This window comes from Mycobacteroides sp. H003 (assembly GCF_001440135.1).
Taxonomy (GTDB): Bacteria; Actinomycetota; Actinomycetes; order Mycobacteriales; family Mycobacteriaceae; genus Mycobacterium; species Mycobacterium gwanakae.
Genome location: NZ_LJYL01000034.1, coordinates 871,037 through 886,099 on the forward strand (window position 1 = coordinate 871,037; position 15,063 = coordinate 886,099).

General features: G+C 64.0%; 15 protein-coding genes. 6 read left to right on the forward strand and 9 right to left on the reverse strand.

The genetic code is table 11. The features are described from left to right. Position 1: 1 nt before the first annotated feature. The gene (locus tag AOT87_RS24290; RefSeq protein WP_057968930.1) at positions 2–1,312 is read left to right on the forward strand and encodes a pyridoxal phosphate-dependent aminotransferase; all 1,311 of its coding nucleotides are present in this window, start codon (positions 2–4) and stop codon (positions 1,310–1,312) included. Between the two features lie 79 nt (positions 1,313–1,391). Here AOT87_RS24290 and AOT87_RS24295 read toward each other — a convergent pair whose 3' ends face one another. The 5 genes from AOT87_RS24295 to AOT87_RS24315 form a co-directional block, all read right to left on the reverse strand. Then, positions 1,392–2,732, reverse strand: a complete 1,341-nt coding sequence (locus tag AOT87_RS24295) for a UDP-glucose/GDP-mannose dehydrogenase family protein (protein ID WP_057968929.1) — start codon at positions 2,730–2,732, stop codon at positions 1,392–1,394. A gap of 97 nt (positions 2,733–2,829) precedes the next feature. Next, a complete protein-coding gene (locus AOT87_RS24300; RefSeq protein ID WP_057968928.1) occupies positions 2,830–4,533 on the reverse strand; it encodes a hypothetical protein in 1,704 nt (567 codons plus the stop codon). A gap of 116 nt (positions 4,534–4,649) precedes the next feature. Further along, positions 4,650–5,219, reverse strand: coding sequence for a dCTP deaminase (gene dcd, locus AOT87_RS24305; protein ID WP_030097194.1), 570 nt, complete (start codon positions 5,217–5,219; stop codon positions 4,650–4,652). 52 nt (positions 5,220–5,271) lie between these two features. Continuing rightward, positions 5,272–5,952: a L,D-transpeptidase family protein gene (locus AOT87_RS24310; RefSeq protein ID WP_057968927.1), complete on the reverse strand. Its 681-nt coding sequence runs from the start codon at positions 5,950–5,952 to the stop codon at positions 5,272–5,274. A gap of 43 nt (positions 5,953–5,995) precedes the next feature. Continuing rightward, positions 5,996–6,703 carry a L,D-transpeptidase family protein gene (locus AOT87_RS24315; RefSeq protein WP_081343239.1) on the reverse strand — a complete coding sequence of 236 codons (708 nt, stop codon included), beginning with the start codon at positions 6,701–6,703 and terminating at the stop codon, positions 5,996–5,998. 23 nt (positions 6,704–6,726) lie between these two features. On the opposite strand from AOT87_RS24315, the gene AOT87_RS24320 reads away from it, so the two are divergent. Further along, positions 6,727–7,626, forward strand: a complete 900-nt coding sequence (locus AOT87_RS24320; protein WP_057968926.1) for an alpha/beta hydrolase — start codon at positions 6,727–6,729, stop codon at positions 7,624–7,626. Here the strand turns inward: AOT87_RS24320 and AOT87_RS24325 are convergent. Further along, complete coding sequence (locus AOT87_RS24325; protein WP_057968925.1) at positions 7,616–8,029, reverse strand: MmpS family transport accessory protein; 414 nt, start codon at positions 8,027–8,029, stop codon at positions 7,616–7,618. The two genes, AOT87_RS24320 and AOT87_RS24325, sit on opposite strands and share 11 nt — an antisense overlap. Before the next feature lie 116 nt (positions 8,030–8,145). Continuing rightward, positions 8,146–8,847: a WhiB family transcriptional regulator gene (locus tag AOT87_RS29635; protein ID WP_324612908.1), complete on the reverse strand. Its 702-nt coding sequence runs from the start codon at positions 8,845–8,847 to the stop codon at positions 8,146–8,148. Positions 8,848–8,877: 30 nt separating this feature from the next. Here AOT87_RS29635 and AOT87_RS24330 point away from each other — a divergent pair, with 30 nt between their 5' ends. Both AOT87_RS24330 and AOT87_RS24335 read left to right on the forward strand, forming a co-directional pair. Then, entirely contained in the window at positions 8,878–9,771 is an 894-nt protein-coding gene (locus AOT87_RS24330) for a formylglycine-generating enzyme family protein (protein WP_256364534.1), read from the forward strand. A 130-nt stretch (positions 9,772–9,901) separates the two neighbouring features. Next, on the forward strand, positions 9,902–10,705 hold the full coding sequence (locus tag AOT87_RS24335; RefSeq protein WP_057968924.1) for a transglutaminase family protein: 804 nt from the start codon (positions 9,902–9,904) through the stop codon (positions 10,703–10,705). 25 nt (positions 10,706–10,730) lie between these two features. Here the strand turns inward: AOT87_RS24335 and AOT87_RS24340 are convergent, their stop codons facing one another. Beyond that, positions 10,731–10,943: a CsbD family protein gene (locus AOT87_RS24340; protein WP_030097203.1), complete on the reverse strand. Its 213-nt coding sequence runs from the start codon at positions 10,941–10,943 to the stop codon at positions 10,731–10,733. A 349-nt stretch (positions 10,944–11,292) separates the two neighbouring features. Here AOT87_RS24340 and AOT87_RS24345 point away from each other — a divergent pair, with 349 nt between their 5' ends. Together AOT87_RS24345 and AOT87_RS24350 are read left to right on the forward strand one after the other, a co-directional pair. Further along, on the forward strand, positions 11,293–13,800 hold the full coding sequence (locus AOT87_RS24345; RefSeq protein ID WP_057970115.1) for an arylsulfatase: 2,508 nt from the start codon (positions 11,293–11,295) through the stop codon (positions 13,798–13,800). 104 nt (positions 13,801–13,904) lie between these two features. Continuing rightward, positions 13,905–14,357, forward strand: coding sequence for an NUDIX domain-containing protein (locus AOT87_RS24350; protein WP_057970116.1), 453 nt, complete (start codon positions 13,905–13,907; stop codon positions 14,355–14,357). Positions 14,358–14,400: 43 nt separating this feature from the next. Here AOT87_RS24350 and AOT87_RS24355 read toward each other — a convergent pair whose 3' ends face one another. Next, complete coding sequence (locus AOT87_RS24355) at positions 14,401–15,054, reverse strand: response regulator transcription factor (RefSeq protein ID WP_057970117.1); 654 nt, start codon at positions 15,052–15,054, stop codon at positions 14,401–14,403. Positions 15,055–15,063 lie beyond the last annotated feature (9 nt).

A 15,063-nucleotide genomic window follows, 5' to 3' on the forward strand; every position in this document is an offset into this window, starting at 1 on the left:
GCTGGACAGCAATGCCACCATTGAGACCGTGAGTACCGATAACTTGCCGACTGACGTGCCCCCGCGCGTGCCCGTCCTTTCCCCGCGGCAGCATCAACGGGTCTTTGCTCAGTCCACCAAGCTGCAAGACGTCCTGTACGAAATCAGGGGTCCGGTACACGCTCACGCCGCCCGGCTGGAGGCCGAGGGGCACCGCATCCTCAAGCTCAATATCGGCAACCCGGCACCGTTCGGTTTCGAGGCGCCCGACGTCATCATGCGCGACATCATCCAGGCGCTGCCCTATGCGCAGGGGTACTCCGACTCCAAGGGCATCCTGCCCGCGCGGCGCGCGGTGGTGACTCGCTACGAACTGGTCGATGGATTCCCGTACCTGGACGTGGACGACGTCTACCTGGGCAACGGGGTATCCGAGCTCATCACCATGACCACCCAGGCGCTGCTCGACAACGGCGATCAGGTGCTCATCCCTGCGCCCGACTATCCGCTGTGGACCGCCGCGACATCGCTGGCCGGTGGCACTGCGGTGCATTACCTGTGCGACGAGACCAACGGCTGGATGCCGGATATCGAGGATCTGGAATCCAAGATCACCGAGCGCACCAAGGCCCTGGTCATCATCAATCCGAACAACCCCACCGGCGCGGTATATACGCGCGAAATCCTCACCAAGATGGTGGAACTGGCACGCAAGCATCAGCTGCTGCTGCTGGCCGACGAGATCTACGACAAGATCCTCTACGACGATGCCGAGCACATCAGCGTCGCATCACTGGCCCCGGACCTGTTGTGTTTCACCTTCAATGGCCTGTCCAAGGCCTACCGGGTGGCGGGCTACCGATCGGCATGGCTGGCCATCACCGGCCCCAAGGATCACGCTGCCAGCCTGCTGGAGGGCGTCAATCTGCTGGCCAATATGCGTCTGTGCCCGAATGTTCCTGCGCAGCATGCGATTCAGGTTGCCCTCGGTGGGCATCAAAGCATCGACGACCTCGTGCTGCCGGGCGGTCGGCTCCTGGAGCAGCGCGATGTGGCGTGGACCAAGCTCAATGAGATTCCCGGCGTCTCCTGCGTGAAGCCGAAGGGCGCGCTGTACGCCTTCCCGCGGCTGGACCCCGAGGTGCACGAGATCCACGATGACGACCAGCTGGTTCTGGATCTGCTTCTCAACGAGAAGATCCTGCTCACGCAGGGCACGGGCTTCAATTGGCCTGAGCCCGATCATCTTCGGATCGTCACGCTGCCGTGGGCCCGCGATCTTGCGGTCGCTATCGAGCGGCTCGGTAACTTCCTGGTGAGCTACCGCCAGTAGGCGCACTCGTCCTCGACACCCCCGTTTGTGGCGAACATATGCGAGACGGAATCGCCGCAACACGGCGTGTCGGCGCCGGTCAGGCGTGGGTTAGCTCTTCCACGCGCTTGCCCAGGCAGAACACCCGCCATCCGGCGTTGACCCATTTGGCGGCGTCCAGGCAATTGCGACCGTCCACAATGACTTTGGTGCGCACAACCTTGGCCAGCTCGTCCGGGTCGAAGTCGACGAACTCCTGCCATTCGGTGAGCAGCAGCACGGCGTCGGCACGGTCGGCGGCCTCCACCACCGAGGTGGCGTAGTTCAGCGTCGGGAACAGCCGGCGCGAGTTCTCCAGGGCCTTGGGGTCATACACATTGACCGCGGCACCGTTGAGCTGCAGCAGCCCCGCGACATTCAGCGCGGGCGAGTCGCGGACGTCATCGGATTCGGGTTTGAAGGCCGCACCCAGCACCGCGATGTTGGCACCGAGCAGCGATCCGCCGCAGGCCTTGGTGGCGAGCTCCACCATCCGGGTGCGTCGGCGCATGTTGATGCTGTCGACCTCACGCAGGAAGGTCAGGGCGTGGCTGGCCCCCAGCTCGCCCGCGCGAGCCATGAAGGCCCGGATGTCCTTGGGTAGGCATCCGCCACCGAAACCCAAGCCCGCGTTGAGGAATCGCCGCCCGATACGCGGGTCGTACCCCAGCGCGTCGGCCAGGGTGGTCACGTCGGCCCCGACCGCCTCGCACACCTCGGAGATGGCGTTGATGAACGAGATCTTGGTCGCCAGGAAGGCGTTGGCCGAAACCTTCACCAGTTCGGCCGTTTCCAAATCGGTGACCAGGAAGGGAACCTCCTCGTCGAGGATCGGCCCGTACAGTTCGCGGACCAGCTTCTCGGCGCGGTCCGAACTCTGCTGCACACCCAGCACGATGCGGTCCGGGTGCAGGGTGTCCTTGACCGCATAGCCTTCGCGCAGGAACTCGGGGTTCCAGGCCACCTCGACATCGACGCCTTCAGCCGCGAATCCAGCTGCCCGCTGACCAAGTTCGCGTGCGGTGCCCACCGGAACGGTCGACTTGCCGATGATGACCGCCGACTGGGTCAGCAGCGGCACCAGGGTGTCGATCACCGAGTGGACGTGGCTCAGGTCCGCGCCGTATTCACCCTTCTTCTGCGGCGTACCGACGCCCAGAAAATGCACATCGGCGAATTCCGCGGCCTCGGCATAGCTCGTGGTGAAACGCAGCCGACCCGATGCGATGTTGCTCTGCAAGATCTTTCGAAGGCCGGGTTCGTAGAACGGAATGTCGCCGCCAGAGAGTTTGGCGACCTTACCTGGGTCGATGTCAATGCCGAGCACCTCGTGGCCAAGCTCGGCCATGCAAGCCGCATGGGTGGCGCCGAGGTATCCGGTTCCGAAAACGGTGCATCTCATACTGCCTATATAGGCCTCCAGGGTTAGCAACCTGGATACGCCGCACCATCGGTGTCCTAACGCCGGATGTACGGCGAAAAGCACTGTGAATTACGGATTAATGGCCGCCAAACTGCCAGGGAAAACCCGAGTTGGAGCCACCGCCGGATCCGCCGCCCGATCCACCTCCGTGGGAACCGCCGCTGTCGCCCCACCCGCCACGAGAACTGCCACTGTCGCCCCATCCACCGCGAGACCCGCCTTGATCGCCCCAGCCGCCACGTGAGGACCCATTATCGGAGCCGCCGCGCGAGCCGCCGTCGCCCCAACCACCGCGACCGGATCCGCTGTCGGAACCACCACGTGAGCCACCCCGGGACCCGCCGTCGGAGTTTCCACCGCCAATAGGAGGCAAGCCCGGAATCGAGATGATGGGCGGCTGCTGCGTCTGAGCGGGCGGTGTCCACGTCGGGGTGTACTCCGGCGGCGCATAGGTCGGCCGGTTACGTGGGGGTGCCCACCACGGATTCTCCTGGCGCCTCGGTTGTTCCCATACGGGCGGGAACAACGGAATCGGCACCGGCACGATGGCCGGTGGGGGTGCTACCGGCGCGGGTTCCTCGGGTGCTGGTGCGGCAGGTGGAGGGGGCGCCTCCGGCGCGGGCGCCGGAGCCTGGGGTGCGGGCTGTACAGGTACGGGTGCAGGGGCGGCGGGCTTGGCTGCCGCCGGCACGGGGTTGCGCTGCGGTGCCACCACTTGCTGCACCGGCGCGGGTGCGACAGGCGCCGGTGCCTCGGCCACCGGCGGCGGGCCTTGTTTGGGCGCCTCGGGCGGCAGCGGGTTCTGGATGGGGTTCTGCACCACCGTGCGGTCCGGTGAGGACGGGCCCTGGTCCACCGTGGAACGCACCGTCACGGTCAGCGAGACGGCCAGCGCTATCGAGCAGATGCCGAAGACCAGCAGCAGCGGCGCCCCCACCAGCAGGAACGGCTTGCGTTCGGCGGGCTGGTCATCAAGGTCGTCGTATTCGCTCAGTTCGGTCTTGGCGTCCCCGAATTCGTCGGCACTTTCGGTGACGGCGTCAGGGTGCGCGAAGCCGGTCCCTGTGGGTCCCTCGAGCGAGTAGGCCTGTCCCAGCAGCGCGGTGCTGGCCTCGAAATCCGGTTCCTGCGCCGACGCCAGCGCGGCACCGCGGGCCAATGCCAGCTCGGGCTGGTCCGGGGAGTTCACCGGCAGGGCGATCGCCTCGCCGAGAGGGTCGGTGAGGTCGGAGACATCGGTGCCCAAGCCCAGCAGGAACACCCCGTCGGGCGCGTTGTCGTGGCCCTTGAGTGGGTTCACCAGGCTCGCCAGTACCCCGGGGGTGACTCCGGTGATGAGCGGCTCACTGGCCAGCCCGACGATCGATCCGTCGGCGGAGTCGACCACCGCCAGCGTCGCGTTCTCCGGCTCGATCACCAGCAGCGCCGACTTGTCGTATCCGGTGACATTGCTGGCAGCCTTGGCCAGCGCGCCTCCGGCGTGCAGGGCGGAGAAGAATCCGACACCGTCGATCCCGCGGCTGGCCAGGGAATCGCGTAGCGCGGCGGCTTCGGCGTGATCGCTCCACACCACGCCGGTGGACACCAGGTGGTGGCCGCCGTCGAGCATGCCGTCGCGGGTGCCGACGATCGCGGAAAGAACCTGTTCGGAGGCGGTGCCTTCGCCGTCGGAGACGATGATGGTGTCCGTGTCGACGATCCTGCCGTCGGCACCCGCGCCCTCGACCAACACCAGCCGGGCAGTCGTCGGTGTCATCGAGACACCAAGTACGACGTCCACGTCAGATCCTCCGCTACATATCGAGACGGTCACCCGAACAAACGCGCCAAGGCCGTGAAAAAGTTCGAGTTGTTGCCGATTGTGTATCGGTGCGGCGCGTTTCCCCGTTACCCCAGCTAGGGGTTGATGAAGTTCTGGTAGGAGCGCGACGGGGTCGGACCGCGCTGCCCCTGGTACTTCGACCCTACCCCGGCACTTCCGTAGGGGTGCTCGGCCGGCGATGTCAGGCGCAGCAGACACAGCTGCCCGATCTTCATGCCCGGCCACAATGTGATGGGCAGGTTGGCGACGTTCGAAAGCTCCAGGGTGATGTGCCCGGAAAAGCCGGGATCGATGAATCCGGCGGTGGAATGGGTCAACAGGCCCAGGCGCCCCAACGAGGACTTTCCTTCCAACCGTCCGGCGAGGTCGTCGGGTAGCGAGCAGACCTCCAGCGTGGACCCGAGCACGAACTCGCCGGGATGCAGCACAAACGGCTCACCCTCGTCCGGCTCTACGAGGCTGGTCAGCTCGTCTTGGCGTTGTTTGGGGTCGATATGCGTGTAACGGGTGTTGTTGAACACCCGGAACAGGCTGTCGAGCCGAACATCGATGCTCGACGGCTGGATGAGGGCTGGATCAAGGGGCTCGATGCCAAGACGCCCGGCGTCGAGCTCGGCGCGAATATCACGATCGGACAGCAGCACGCGACGAGCCTACCGAGGAGCTGCCGGTACGCAGGGGCTCGGGCGGATGCGGCTACCCCGTGATGGCGATGACAGCTCCGGGCCGCAGCCAGCCGATGAGTCGTACCAGCGCGGCATCGTCGAGTGTCACGCATCCGGCCGAGGGCCCACCGTCGGAGGCGTGCACGAAGAATGCCGACCCTCCGCCGGGTGTGCGTGATTTGTTGACGCCCATGACGATCGCGCGGGGGTATCCGTCCAGCTCTTCACTCAGCGAGGTGTCGAACGGACAAGCGGATTGCGCGCACCGTTGGTGAGAGTTGTACCCCGGACTCGCGGGATCGCCGTCCCACCAGTCGTCGGCATCCACCTGCAGATAGTTCAGGCCGTGCGCCACCGACGGTTCGGTGCCAAAGGCGTAGTCCAAGCTGAAGACGCCGGTGGGGGTCGCTGGATTGTCGTCGCTGGCGGTGGACGCGAATCCGGTCGCACCGACATCGGAGGGCACGTTCTGTTCGATCGGTTCCCAGGTATTGCCCGAGCGCTGCCAGATGCCGATGACGGCCTTGGCGCCACCGGTCCCCTGGACCGATACCACTTGTGTTGCGGTACCGACAGATTCGGCAAACCACGGCGGCGGTGTGAGCTGCGCCGCGGCCGCCGGAACGACAGCGACCGGATGCGCCTCGGGGGTGGTGCCGCACGCACCGGCCAGCAGCACAACGCTCAGCGGCAGCAGGCGGATCGGGCGCACTCATCCATGGTGCGGGTCAAACCTGAAAACCGCCTGTTAGTAACTAACCCTTAATGGCAATGACCGCACCGGGCCGCAGCCAGCCGATCAACTGCACGAGCATCCCGTCGTCGAGGGAGACACAGCCCGCGGTCGGTCCGCCGTCGGTGCTGTGCACGAAGAAGGCCGAACCCCCGCCGGGAACCCGGTCCTTGTTCACCCCCATGACGATGGCGTGTTTGTACTGCGGGATCGGCAGGTTCTCGCTCTGCGCGGTGTTGAACGGGCACTCGGCCTTGGCGCACTGCTGATGCGTGTTGTACGTGGGGCTGTTGCTATCACCGTCCCACCAGTCGTTGGGCCCGATCTGGAGGTAACGCAGCCCGCTCGGGGGCGGCGGTGCGGTGCCAAAGGCCCAGTCCAGTGAGTAGACGCCGTTGGGGGTGGCCGAGGCCCCCTCGCGTGCCTTGTCGATGAATCCGGCCGAGCCCACGTGCGCGGGAATCCCAGTGGATACGGCCTTCCATTCGTTGCCGCTGCGCTGGAATACATCGATCTTGGCTTTCGAGCCGCCGGCGCCGTTCACCGCGACCACCTGGGTCGCGTTGCCGACGGACTGGGCGAACCAGGGCACGAAAGGTTCCGCGGCCGCAGATGTTGAGGTGGCGAGGGCGAGTATCGCCGCACACAGCAGCGTCACAAGACGGAACACGAGACCATCCTGGCTGATGTTGTTCTCGAATCCTTCAAGGTTGGGACACGGTTGCGCCACGGACCGATCGGTATAGTTCGGCCATGGACGCCGAGCTTGAAGAATGGAAAGCCGCCGGGCATTACTTCGATTACCTGGGTTTCGACATCTTCTACCGCGTTGAGGGCAGTGGGCCTCCCCTGTTACTCGTGCACGGGTATCCCTTCAACTCGTGGGATTGGGCACTGATCTGGCCCACGCTGGTGCAGCGGTTCACGGTCATCGCGCCGGACATGATCGGGATGGGCTTCTCCGACAAACCCGTTCAGTACGGATATTCAGTTCTCGATCACGCCGATATGCACGAGGCGCTGCTGTCCTATCTGGGCATCGAGCGGATGCACCTGCTCACCCATGATCTGGGGAACTCGGTCGGCCAGGAGTTGTTGGCGCGCTTCGAGTTCGACGAGCAGTCGCGCGGCCGAGTGCCCATCGACTCGGTCACCTGGCTCAACGGAGGGCTCTTCATCGAGGCCTACCGGCCCCGTATCGCCCAGACCTTGATGTCTCGAACACCGTTGGGCGACTTGGTGAGCCGGTTCCAGGGCACCCCGCTGTCGCGCCGGATCCTGGATGCCGCCGTCAGCGAGATGTTCGGCCCGGACACCAAACCGTCACCGCGACTGCTCTCCTTGTTTCAGCAGGTGTTGGAGTACAACGACGGCGCGCGGGTCACCCATCAGGTGGGCCGATTCATCAACGATCGCTATGACAACCGGAGTCGATGGGTGCGGGCCATGCGCGAAACCGCCGTGCCGATGCGGATGATCGACGGACCGATCGACCCGAACTCCGGGTTGCACATGGCCGAGCGCTACCTCGAGGTCATTCACGACCCCGACGTGGTGCTGCTCGACGACAACATCGGCCATTGGCCACAGATCGAGGCGCCCGAGGCGGTGCTCACGCACTTTCTCGCACACATCGATCGGCTCACGCCTTAGGCGGGGCCGTATCCAGGTACGAGGAGAAGGTCGCGTAGTTACAGTCGGCCTCTCCGGTGCCGGTGGTGCTCTGACACACCACCTTGTCGTTCAGGTAGATACGCACTGTCACCGCCGCGTCTGGGGTCGCGGTGGACCGCCAATCGGCCTTGATCTCCGCATGGTTGGGCGTCTTGGCGCCACGAGACAGATCACCGACGGGCGCGTCGACCTTCCAGGGCAGGGTGACGCCGTCGGCGGGCTGCATCTCGGTGCCGTCCCAGTACTGCACGTTCGCCGTGGTCGCGCTGGCCGACGTGACTTCGTAGGTCACCGTCTTGTCATCCGCGTGTGCCGCCGCCGGGAAGCTAAGCGCGCAGGCTGAGGCCACGGCAGACGCGGCAAGTAGTTGACGGACGGTCATGGAACACCTCGAGATGTCAGTTAGGTTTACAGATCGTTAGGCAGGCTACAGGGATTTTCTGGGCGTCAGCTGAGGCCGCGATCCAGGGGTTTCCGCCCGACTACGTCAGCAAACCGTCAAGCGTCCGAACCATGAGGCGGGGCGACTTGGGGACCGGCCCCGCAACAGGGGCGCAGAGTGACCCCGGCGGCAAGAAGGATTCTCCTGACCGCCGAGTACGGGGCGCCGGAGGCCGTAGCCAGGTCGCGGATACTGGCGCCGGCTTGGTATCCCGCCGCGAGCTGCGCGCGTTCGGGGGTCATCACGGGTGCGGGCTTGGGGCGCTGTTCACGCCGGCGTTCGATTTCCGTGGCTCCACCCCAAATCCCGTAGGGCTGGCGTGTCTGCAGCGCGTAGGTGAGACAGACCGCAGCAACGGGGCATCGACGGCAGATGCTTTTGGCCTGTTGTTCGCGCATACGGCGCACGGATCTGAGCTCGCGATCGCATGGGAAGAACAGCTCCGGGTCCACGGAGGCGTGCCGACATCGGCCGTACATCTGCCAGTGCGCGTCATGGATATCTGGCGGTGGTGATTGCATAACCAGCTTTCGTTCTCGATACGCCGGGCAATCAACGGTTGCGCGTCCGGACCACCAGCTGGTTGAGGCCCGATCTCTAAGCAAGGCCCAGCACGGCCGGACATCTCCGACCTTCACCCTTGCGACAATAGGAAGCAACCGGTTCTGCGCCATCATCCTTTTCGGGTGATCTTCCGGCACAGGCGATAACGCCGGGCGCGGGAAGTGACATAGGCCCCAGTGGGTAGGGTCGGCCATCTGCGACGTCTGGAGAAGGAGGACTCGCCGGTGGATCGAGTCAATAAGCCGCTGACTGAGCTGGTGGAATTGCCGGGTGGGCCATTTTTCATGGGCTGCAACACCTTTTACCCCGAGGAACGGCCGGAGCGCACCGCGTCGGTCGATGCTTTCGCCATCGAGCGCCACCCGGTCACCAATGCCCAGTTCGCCGATTTCGTCGCCGAGACCGGTTACGTCACAGTGGCCGAGAAAGCGCCCGACCCGGCGCAGTACCCGGGCGCCTCGCCCGACGATTTGGTCCCCGGCGCGATGGTATTCCGGGCCACCGGCGGACCCGTGAACCTGCACGACTGGCAACAGTGGTGGGACTGGGTTCCCGGCGCCTGCTGGCGGCGGCCATTCGGGCCGGACAGCGATATCGACGGCGCCCCAGATCATCCCGTTGTGCAGGTCGCCTACACCGATGCGGCGGCCTACGCCCGCTGGGCGGGCAGGCGGCTGCCCACCGAGGCCGAGTGGGAGTACGCCGCGCGCGGTGGCAGCGCGACGATTTATGCCTGGGGCGACGAAGTGTCACCTGGGGGACAACTGATGGCCAATACCTGGCAGGGCAGATTCCCGTACCGTAGCGATGGGGCACTGGGCTGGCACGGTACTTCCCCCGTCGGCACCTTCCCGCCCAATGACTTTGGCCTTCTGGACATGATCGGCAATGTCTGGGAATGGACGTCCACGCGCTTCGAACCGGGGGCCGAGGCGCCCACCTCGTGCTGCAGTCCTTCCGAAAATCCTGACCCCTCGGTGATACAGGCCCTCAAGGGCGGCTCGCATCTCTGCGCGCCCGAGTACTGCCATCGCTATCGGCCGGCGGCGCGCTCGCCTCAGTCGCAGGACAGCGCGACCACCCACATCGGGTTTCGCTGCGTGCAGAGCCGGTCATGATTGCCGCCAGGTGACCATGCCCACCGGCGCGCCCATGATGGCGACAACAAGCGCGTACATGGTTCCGATGTCAGACTGATCCCGCGCTACGGCAACGCACGTGGTGGTATTGACTCGTCGGAGGAACTGTATGAAACGTGATGTTCGAGCCCAACTCGACGTAGACATCTTGGCGCCGTCAACCTTGGAGTTCCAGATCGCTGTGTCGCCGCTTCCCGGCGCCCAGGTGACGGAAACCATGTCGCTGGAGCTGAATGGACAACCGATCGAGGCCCAGGAGGTCGCTGGTGAGCACGGCAACCGTATCCATCGGCTCTACGTCGGGGAGGGCAACCTCCAAGTCACTTATGAGGCAACCATTCTCGGACAGGCGGACGAAGTTCCGGTCGAGGCCGCGGATTTGTCGACGTACTTACGCCCGAGCCGCTACGCCGAAGCCGACAAGTTCTACGGCTTCGCGGCAACCGAATTCGGTGAATACACCGAACCTGCGGTTCTGCTGGAGAAAGTCTCATCCTGGGTCGGCTCGCGGTTGACGTATTCACCGGGATCCAGCGATCCCATCGACGGCGCCGTCGATACCCTGCTGGCGGCCGCCGGCGTCTGCCGCGACTACGCGCACCTGGTGGTGGCGTTGCTTCGCGCCGTCAAGGTGCCCGCGCGGCTCGTCGCGGTGTACGCGCCTGGCTGTGACCCGATGGATTTTCACGCCGTGGCCGAGGCCGTCGTCGACAATCGCTGGCGCGTGGTGGACGCCACCTGCCTGGCGCCGCGACAAACGATGGTGCGCATCACCACCGGGCGCGATGCCGCCGACACGGCGTTCCTCGACAACCACGGCGGGCAGATCGTCCTGAACGGAACCTTCGTCTCCGCCGTGGTCGACGGTGAGTTACCTCAGGATCATGTCGATCAGCTCATCTCCCTGCGATGACCACAGGGAGATGAGCTGACGACGGCTAGGAGTTCCCGGTCAACTTGTCCTTGACCGCGTCCACACCTTCCTTGAGCTTGTCCGCGGCCTCGGTCAGCTTTTCCTTGACCGCGGCTATCCCCTGATCAAGCTGGCCCTCGGCCTTCAGATCCTCGTCGCCAGTGGCAGCTCCAACGGCTTCCTTGGCGCGGCCCTTGAGATCCTCGGCCGTGTTCTTTGCGTCGTCAGCAATTCCCATGTGTTTCAAACCTTTCTGTATTCCGGCCGCTGCAAGAGCGGGCGGAAGGTTCATCACATCGACTTCCGGCAGTTATCGTCAACGCCATCTCCGACAGTACCCACGGATTCCCCCTGCTGTGATGAGTACCTTTCACGACGCTGCCCCGAAGAATCACCCGAAAAGGGTGATGCTCGCCCTCGCCCCTGTCATTAGCGTCGATGCAAGCATGTCTATTCATATATTCACGCCCATCTTCGCGATCACCCTCCGTTTCCGGATCTTGGCGAGACACAATGAATCACGTTGATGAATAGCGCCGCGGTGACGCCACTGCAGACCCAGATTCTTCGCCTCGAGAGGACTAACCATGGAACCCAATAACGGGGACACCGACAAACCCACCGAGAACAACAAACGCGGAGGCCTCTCGCGGCGTTCGATTCTGGGCGGTATCGCGGCCGCAGGTGTCGGCGCCGCCGCGGCGACCGCCGCGATCAAGGGATTCGACGGCACCGATCACGCGACAGGTGCTGGTACGCCGGGAACAGGGCCCACCAACGAGGACTTCCACGGGAAGATTGCCCTGGACGTACGCGATTCGAAGGCCGACTGGACCCCATATGAGCTCAAGCGAGCTCCCGAGGGTGCACCCAATGTGCTGGTGGTGCTGTACGACGACACCGGATTGGCCGCATGGTCGCCATTCGGCGGGCGCATCAACATGCCGGTCATGCAGCGCCTCGCCGACAATGGGCTGCGGTACTCGCAATGGCACACCACCGCACTGTGCTCGCCGACGCGGTCCTGTCTGTTGACCGGGCGCAATCATCATGTGAACCGCTCGGCGTCGATCACCGAGGCCTCCAATGGATTTCCCGGTGCCGCGGGCCGACTGCCGGCCGAGTGCGCCACCATCGGACAGGTGCTGCAAGACAACGGATACAGCACGTTCTGGGTGGGCAAAAACCACAATGTCCCCGAGGAAGACATCGCCGGCGGCGGTAGCCGGTCCGAGTGGCCGTTGCAGAAGGGTTTCGACCGCTTCTACGGCTTCCTGGGCGGCGAGACCAACAACTGGTACCCCGATCTGGTCGAGGACAACACCTTCGTCGAGCAGCCGTACGGCCCCCAGGATGGCTACCACCTGTCCAAGGACCTTGCCGATAAAGCACTTCGGATGCTCAAGGACCAACGCGCCACCAACCCTTCCAAGCCCTGGTATTTGTGGTTCTGCCCCGGCGCCAACCACGCACCACATCACAGCCCCGCCGAGTACACCGAGAAGTACAAGGGCAAGTTCGATGACGGGTACGAGGCGTATCGCGAATGGGCGCTGGCCCGCATGGTCGACAAGGGCATCATCCCGAAGGGCACCAAGCTCACCCCACTGAATCCGATGCCCAAAGATGTCGAGAACAAAGCGGACGAAGTCCGTCCATGGGATTCCCTCAATGCCGACGAGAAGCGTCTCTTCTCCCGGATGGCCGAGGTGTACGCCGGGTTCTCCGAATACACCGACGCCCAAGTCGGCCGGATCATTGACTACCTCGAGCAGACCGGCCAGCTGGATAACACCATTGTCTTGTACGCAGCCGACAACGGTGCCTCGGGAGAGGGTTCCCCCAACGGCTCGGTCAACGAGAACAAATTCTTCAACGGCTATCCCGATGAGCTGTCCGAGAACATGAAGTACCTAGACACACTGGGCAGCCCGGATACCTACAATCACTACCCCACTGGGTGGGCGGTGGCCTTCTCCACCCCGTTCCAGATGTTCAAGCGCTACTCGCAGTTCTCGGGCGGCACCTGCGATCCGCTGGTAATCCATTGGCCCAAGGGCATCAAGGCCAAGGGTGAGGTGCGCCACCAGTACCACCACGTCACCGATATCGTGCCGACCATCCTCGACGTGGTGGGCCTGCAGATGCCCGACACGTACCGCGGTGTGAAGCAGTACCCGGTGAACGGAGTCTCCATGCGATACAGCTTCGACAAGTCCGACGCACCCACTACGAAGAAGCGTCAGTACTACGCCATGCTGGGCACTCGCGGCATCTGGGAGGACGGCTGGAAGGCGGCGGCCCTGCACGCACCGATCAGCGGCAAAGGGCATTTCGACCAGGACAAGTGGGAGCTGTACCACGTCGACGAGGATCGTTCGGAATCAACGAATGTGGCTGATCAGTACCCCGACAAGCTCAAGGCGCTGATCGCCACGTGGTTCGACGAGGCCGACAAGAACTTCGTGCTGCCGCTCGACGACCGGACGGCTACCGAGATGTTCCTGACAGAGCGTCCGCAAGCAGAGCCGAAGCGCAACCGCTACCTCTACTACCCTGGCGCCGCCCCCGTTCCCGAGGGAGTGGCAGTCAACATCCGCGGCCGCTCCTACAAGATCATCGCCGATGTTGAGACCACCAAGGACGCGCAGGGCGTGATCTTCGCGCATGGATCGCGATTCGGCGGGCATTCGCTGTTTATCAAGGACGGCAAGCTGCACTATGTCTACAACTTCCTCGGAATCAAGCCCGAGCAGGTCTTCGTCTCACCGCCGCTGACACCCGGAAAGCGCACGCTGGGTATGGAGTTCATCTGGCAGGGTAAGGGCCAATACGCCGAATCTCTTGGCGCCACAACTCTTTACGTGGATGGGCGGGCGGTGGCTAACGGACCGATGAGGGCACAAACCGGTAAGTTCACCCTCGCCGGCGACGGCCTGTGTGTTGGCTACGACAGCGGTGACAATGTCTCGCAGCTGTACTCAAATCCGGGAACCTTCACGGGCGGAACTATTCTGGGCGTCGCGGTCGATGTCAGCGAGGAGACCTTCATCGACCTCGAGCAGGAAGCCCAGGCGGCATTCGCCCGGGACTGAGCTCGCGTGTGGGGTGAGATGCCGCTGGGCTCGGGCTGGCCATCGGGAAGCTGGTCCGCCCGAGTCCGGCGGTGTTGAAGTCCTTTCAGGGCAGCATTGTGCTTATGACGAGTAACCGTGACATGTGTGATCGGCCGCACCCCGGCGTGGGCTGTTTCGTACTACGGGACGGCCGGTTCCTGATGGGCCGGCGTCGGGGCGCCCATGGGGCAGGCACATGGTCGGTGCCCGGTGGCTGGATCGAGCGGGGTGAGAGTCCGGAAGCGGCGGCGATTCGCGAGGTCTGGGAGGAAACCGGCGTGCGGATCGCCGATCCTCACGCCGTCGGCGCCACCACCACTGTCCATCCGGAAGGCTTGTGTTCTCTTACGGTGTGGGTGGTTTCGCGTTGGGAATCCGGTGAACCGAACTCCGTGGAGCCGGATAAATACGTTGAACTACGTTGGTGCACATTGGAGGACGGTCTTCCCGCACCCCTATTCGATGTATGGACCGATCTCCTTTCGTCACCTACCTATGCACGGCTGGGCGAGGTGTTGGTCCAGGATTTCCACTAGAGCGCGACGGCTGGCGGTTCTTGGTGCCAAAGTCGTCGCCAGATTATGTGTCGTCCAGAAGGCCGCACCGCCCCGCCAGTGCGGCAGCTGCGATCCTGTTTCCTACTCCGAGTTTATTCAGCAGCGAGGCCACCATTCGCTTGGCGGTGCGTTCTGATACCACCATCCTGGAAGCGATATCCGTGGTCTCCATGCCAGATGCCAATAAAACCCACAGTTTGAGATCGGCCTGTGCCAGCGAGGAAATCAGTGCTGTTGACGGCTTACGCGCATTGGACAACAGCGTGCCAAAAAAGGTCGGATCGATCACCCGCAGGCCCGATGCGATGGTCTGCAGTGGGCCGACAAGAGCATCTGGCCGCACAGTCTTCGAGAGGAATCCATCCGCACCCGCGCGCAGCGCATCCTCGGCAAGTTGATACTCATCTGTACCGGACAGCGCCAGAATGCGAGTTCGCGGGTGTCGTGCCTTGATGTGTCTGATCGCGGCGACGCCACCGAGCGGCGGCATTGTGAGGTCGACAATCGCCAGATCGGCATCAGCGGCGATTGCGAGCGCCGCCGCTTCCTCTACGTATCGTGTTCGCCCTCCGACAGTGAACTGCGTGCTCCAGTCCCTGGCCAACAGAAGCTCCAGGCCTTCAGCGAAAAGCTCGTGATCATCAATGATTACGACAACATAAGGCTGCTGGCTCACTCACGGGAT